Below are 236 nucleotides of genomic sequence, written 5' to 3'. Positions count from 1 at the left end.
TAGAAGGTGCAGAAATTACGCTAACTATCACTCGTCCAGATAACACCACTGAAACTATTACACATACCGTCACGAAAGATGACGTGACGGCAGGCAAAGTGTCAATAGATATTCCGAAAGACGCAGTACAAGACGGTCAAAACAGTGTTGATGTTAGTTTAACTCAGGGAAGTAATCCGCCGAAACAAGGGAATAAAGTGGAATTTGCTGTTGATGGACAAATTCCAGGCGACACC

At 43.2% G+C, this 236-nt stretch carries 1 protein-coding gene; it reads left to right on the top strand.

The window, feature by feature from the left end; genetic code table 11:
- A partial coding sequence (locus ACNARN_RS18675; protein ID WP_416304822.1) for a hypothetical protein occupies nt 1-236 on the top strand: 236 nt, incomplete at both ends.

The organism is Proteus sp. TSJ240517 (assembly GCF_047921575.1).
GTDB lineage: Bacteria > Pseudomonadota > Gammaproteobacteria > Enterobacterales > Enterobacteriaceae > Proteus.
This window is presented reverse-complemented; position numbering and strand designations above follow the sequence as displayed.